7 protein-coding genes are annotated in these 3977 nt (G+C 64.0%); 2 read left to right on the top strand and 5 right to left on the bottom strand.

The window, feature by feature from the left end; all coding sequences use genetic code 11:
- Both EN991_RS26360 and EN991_RS26355 read right to left on the bottom strand, forming a co-directional pair.
- On the bottom strand, window positions 1–659 hold a 659-nt coding region (locus EN991_RS26360), incomplete at its 3' end, for a threonine/serine dehydratase (protein ID WP_164769377.1).
- 296 nt (window positions 660–955) lie between these two features.
- Window positions 956–1279 (bottom strand): hypothetical protein, encoded by a 324-nt coding sequence (locus EN991_RS26355; RefSeq protein ID WP_024502197.1) that lies wholly within the window; start codon window positions 1277–1279, stop codon window positions 956–958.
- 175 nt (window positions 1280–1454) lie between these two features.
- Here EN991_RS26355 and mbfA point away from each other — a divergent pair, with 175 nt between their 5' ends.
- A complete protein-coding gene (gene mbfA / locus EN991_RS26350) occupies window positions 1455–2438 on the top strand; it encodes an iron exporter MbfA (RefSeq protein WP_013528652.1) in 984 nt (327 codons plus the stop codon).
- A 13-nt stretch (window positions 2439–2451) separates the two neighbouring features.
- On the opposite strand, the gene EN991_RS26345 is transcribed toward mbfA, so the two are convergent.
- The 3 genes from EN991_RS26345 to EN991_RS26335 form a co-directional block, all read right to left on the bottom strand.
- The gene (locus EN991_RS26345) at window positions 2452–2796 is read right to left on the bottom strand and encodes an antibiotic biosynthesis monooxygenase (protein WP_013528651.1); all 345 of its coding nucleotides are present in this window, start codon (window positions 2794–2796) and stop codon (window positions 2452–2454) included.
- A complete protein-coding gene (locus EN991_RS26340) occupies window positions 2793–3125 on the bottom strand; it encodes an NIPSNAP family protein (RefSeq protein ID WP_127369863.1) in 333 nt (110 codons plus the stop codon). Before EN991_RS26340 ends, EN991_RS26345 begins: the two co-directional genes overlap by 4 nt.
- A 64-nt stretch (window positions 3126–3189) precedes the next feature.
- Complete coding sequence (locus tag EN991_RS26335; RefSeq protein ID WP_127369862.1) at window positions 3190–3405, bottom strand: DUF1127 domain-containing protein; 216 nt, start codon at window positions 3403–3405, stop codon at window positions 3190–3192.
- 68 nt (window positions 3406–3473) lie between these two features.
- On the opposite strand from EN991_RS26335, the gene EN991_RS26330 reads away from it, so the two are divergent.
- Window positions 3474–3977, top strand: a 504-nt coding sequence (locus tag EN991_RS26330) for a winged helix-turn-helix domain-containing protein (protein ID WP_164769376.1), incomplete at its 3' end; no start/stop codon positions are given.

Below are 3977 nucleotides of genomic sequence, written 5' to 3'. Positions count from 1 at the left end.
GGCCGCCGGGTGTCGTCGGAATGCTCGGTCGCCACCGCCCCGGCCGGAGTGTTGGGCGAGGCGTCCTTGACGGCAACCGAAATGCCGCTGGTCAGGCCGCCGCCGCCGCAGGGAATGACGACCGCGTCGAGGTCGACGCCAAGCGCTTTTGCCTGGCGCATCAATTCGAGGCCGATCGTGCCTTGGCCCGCAATGATGGCCGGGTCGTCGAAGGGTGGCACCAGCACCATGCCTCTTTCCACGTAAGGGCGAACCACGCTCATGCGGTCGTCGCGAAAGCGGTCGAACGGCACCACCTCCGCCCCCATCTTGCGGACGTTAGCGATCTTCATCGCCGGCGCGTCTGAAGGCATGGCGATGACCGCCTTGACGCCGAACATCGCGGCCGAAGCGGCGACACCCTGCGCATGATTGCCCGACGAGAAGGCGACGACGCCCTGGCTGCGTTCTTCGTCGCTCAGCGACGACAGCTTGTTGTAGGCACCACGGAACTTGAACGAGCCGGTACGCTGCAGCGTCTCCGGCTTGAACAGGATGCGGCCGCCGAAGCGCTTGTTCAGCTCCTGCGATTCGATCAACGGGGTTTCGACGATCAGGCCGGCGAGACGCGCGGCGGCGGCGTGGATGTCGGCGATGCCGGGAGGGGTGGTGGCGGTCATGTGAGGTCCAGTGGACAGGGGTCTTTCCATGATGCCCGCAAAGGGAGGCGGCGCACCATGGGAAAAATGTGACCGTTACAAGGTTTAGCGAGGCGGTCGCCAACGCCTCGGCTGCACGCCCCCCTCTGGCCTGCCGGACATCTCCCCACGGGTGGGGAGATCGGCTGAGTATCCGCTTTCGCCAATTTCCAACGTTGAAGAAGGGGCACACCTAATGAAGCTGACAATCTCCCCCTCGTGGGGGAGATGTCCGGCAGGACAGAGGGGGGCGCCGTCCCGCCGCCGTCTCACGAGTTTCACCCCAACAGCGTCCTCTGCCTCTTGCTCCCGCCCAGCTTGCGCCAGTTGTTGAAGCGGTGGCTGGCGGCGGCAAAGGATATCTTCATCTGCTGGGCGACCGAATAGCGCGACTTGCCCTCGTCGAACATGCGGTAGCAGCACTCGACGCCTTCCTCGGTCAGTTTGCCGTCCGGCGCCTTGTTGTGCGGATTGGCGGGGTCGAATTTCTCGACCTGCTGCTCGACCAGGCCTTTCAGGCGCTGCAGATCGGCCTCGATGCTGGCGATGAGATCGAGAACGGGCTTTGGGTCATAGGGATGCGGAGGCTGTTTTGCCGTCATCTGCGGGTTCCTTGTTCTGGCTGGGTTGAATTATATAGGTGAACATTCACTGATAATGAAGGGGTCGGCCCGGCATGCGAGCTTCAACAATTCTTGACCGCGACCCAAGCGCGCAATTGACCGGAGGCACCTTGAGCCCTAGTTTAGAACTATTCTAAACTAGGGTGAATTCCTCATGCTTTCCCGTGTTTTCGGCTTCGGCCGCCGCCCCTTCGAATCGCTTTCCGAACAGGAGATCCTGGCGCTGGCCATTTCGTCCGAGGAGGATGACGGTCGCATCTATCGGGCTTATGCCGACGGCCTGACGGAAAACTTCCCCCAATCGGCAAAAGTGTTCGAGGAGATGGCCGAGGAAGAGGATGGCCATCGCGATTCGCTGATCGAGCTTTTCCGCAAGCGTTTCGGCGAGCGCATTCCGCTGATCCGGCGCGAACATGTGAAGGGCTATTACGAGCGCAAGCCCGACTGGCTGGTCCGGCCGCTCGGCATCGAGCACGTGCGCAGCCAGGCCGAGGCGATGGAGCGGCAAGCCTACCTTTTCTATGTCGAGGCTGCCAAGCGCACGGCGGATGCCTCGACGCGAAAACTGCTCGACGATCTGGCGGTGGCCGAACTGGGCCATGAGACACTGGCGCAGCGGCTGGAGCAGAAACATGTGCCGGGCGAAGTGAAGGACGAAGAGACCGCCGCCGAGCAGCGCCAGTTCATCCTCACCTATGTGCAACCAGGGCTGGCCGGGCTGATGGACGGATCGGTGTCCACACTGGCGCCGATCTTTGCTGCCGCCTTTGCCACGCATGACACCTGGCAGACGCTGCTGGTCGGGCTTGCCGCCTCGATCGGCGCCGGCATTTCGATGGGCTTCACCGAAGTCGCTTCAGACGACGGCAAGCTGTCGGGCCGCGGCTCGCCGCTCAAGCGCGGTCTGACCGTCGGCATCATGACGACGCTGGGCGGTCTCGGGCATGCACTCCCCTATCTCATTCCGCATTTCTGGACGGCGACCGGGGTTGCCGCGGTGGTGGTGTTCTTCGAATTGTGGGCGATCGCTTTTGTCCAGAACCGCTACATGCAGACGCCCTTCCTGCGCGCCGCCTTCCAGGTGGTGCTGGGCGGCGCCCTGGTGTTCGCGGCCGGCGTGCTGATCGGGAATGCGTGAGTAGCCGCCTCACTCACCCATTCACCGCCCGACTGTCGGCCGGCGCCTCGTCCCTTTCCGTCAGCCCATAGTCCCTCACGACATGGGCGATGCGCAATCGGTAGCCGGCAAAGATGCCGCCGCGACCGGCCTTCTGCGCCTGCCGGTGTTCCTCGGTGTTGCGCCAGTCCTTCACGGCTTCCTCATCTCGCCAGAACGACAGCGACAGGATGCGGTTCGGATCGGCCAGACTCTGAAAACGCTCGATAGAGAGAAAGCCGTCAATGCCGTCGAGCAGCGGACGCAGGTCCGCGGCGATGCTCAGATAGGCATCGCGCCGACCCTCCGCCGGCTCGACCTCGAAGATGACGGCAATCACGGCAGCACCAGTTTCGCGTGCGGGCCTGAGGCCCGTTTCAGGAACATGCGATCCTCCTTCAGGATGAATCTCTCGCGTTTGGCGAACTCGTAGTTTGCCTTGCCGGCGGGATCGGCGGCAAGCCGGGCGCGATAGGCTTCGTAGGCGGCCAGGCTTTCGATGTTATAGGCCGCATAGGCGGTCGTCGCCGAGCCCTCATGCGGCGCGTAATAGCCGATCAGATCGGCGCCGCAGCGCGGAATGGCCTGGCCCCAGTTGCGCGCATACTCCTCGAAGGCCGCCTTGCCGAACGGGTCGATCTCGTAGCGGATGAAGCAGGTGATGGTCATTGTGGTCTCCTCGGGGCTGCGTCAATAGTTTGAACGGCATCGAAACGTCGTGCCGACTGGTCTGCTAGGGCTGCCAGAAGGACTTCGCGCATTCGCGGCGCACGTCTTGCCGCGTCAGGCCAAGGTCGCGCAGCTGATGGTCGTCGATCTCGGCAAGGTCGAGACGCTGCAGATGGCGGTCATACCAGCGGGCCAGCAGCCGCGAACGCAACCAGCTGACGAACGGGAAGAACCGACGGCTGTGGAGCGGGGCTGAGGGGAGAGCGGTTCGTGCGGCCATCGTCGTCTCCTTGATCTCACCGGAGAATAGTGATTATCTGACAAGAACGCTTCGATGAGGAACGAACTATGCGCGAAGGACCCGACATCGCCCGCATCGCCAGCCTGGTCGGCGACCCGGCACGCGCAAACATGCTAAATGCCCTGATGGGCGGCACGGCGCTGACGGCAAGCGAGCTGGCGCTCGAGGCCGGCGTCTCGCTGCCGACCGCCAGCTCGCACCTGGGCAAACTGATGGAAGGTGGGCTGCTCACGGTGGCGAGCCAGGGCCGGCATCGCTATTACGGCCTCGCCGGACCGCAGGTGGCGGGCATGATCGAAGCCATCACAGGCGTCGCGGAAGCCGTCGGTCCAAAGCGTGTGCGGCCGGGTCCGCGCGATGCAGCGATGCGCGTGGCGCGCGTCTGCTACGATCACCTCGCCGGCGAGCAGGCAGTGGCGATGCTCGACCGGCTCGTCGCCAAGAACGTACTGGTCCGCGACGAACAAGAGATCAGGCTCGGGCCATCGGCGGCTTCGCACTTCGCCGCGATCGGCATCGACGTCTACACCAAGCCGCGCCGGCCGGTATGC

Source organism: Mesorhizobium sp. M7A.F.Ca.US.005.03.2.1 (assembly GCF_003997795.1).
Lineage (GTDB): Bacteria > Pseudomonadota > Alphaproteobacteria > Rhizobiales > Rhizobiaceae > Mesorhizobium > Mesorhizobium ciceri.
The sequence above is the reverse complement of the archived record's forward strand: the minus strand, read 5'-3'. Positions and strand labels throughout refer to the sequence as shown.

Bases quoted from the DNA above. Each gene is read 5' to 3' on its own strand.
- EN991_RS26340 (WP_127369863.1), bottom strand. From the start codon at position 3,125: ATGACCATCACCTGCTTCATCCGCTACGAGATCGACCCGTTCGGCAAG.
- EN991_RS26335 (WP_127369862.1), bottom strand. From the start codon at position 3,405: ATGGCCGCACGAACCGCTCTCCCCTCAGCCCCGCTCCACAGCCGTCGG.
- mbfA (WP_013528652.1), top strand. From the start codon at position 1,455: ATGCTTTCCCGTGTTTTCGGCTTCGGCCGCCGCCCCTTCGAATCGCTT.
- EN991_RS26355 (WP_024502197.1), bottom strand. From the start codon at position 1,279: ATGACGGCAAAACAGCCTCCGCATCCCTATGACCCAAAGCCCGTTCTC.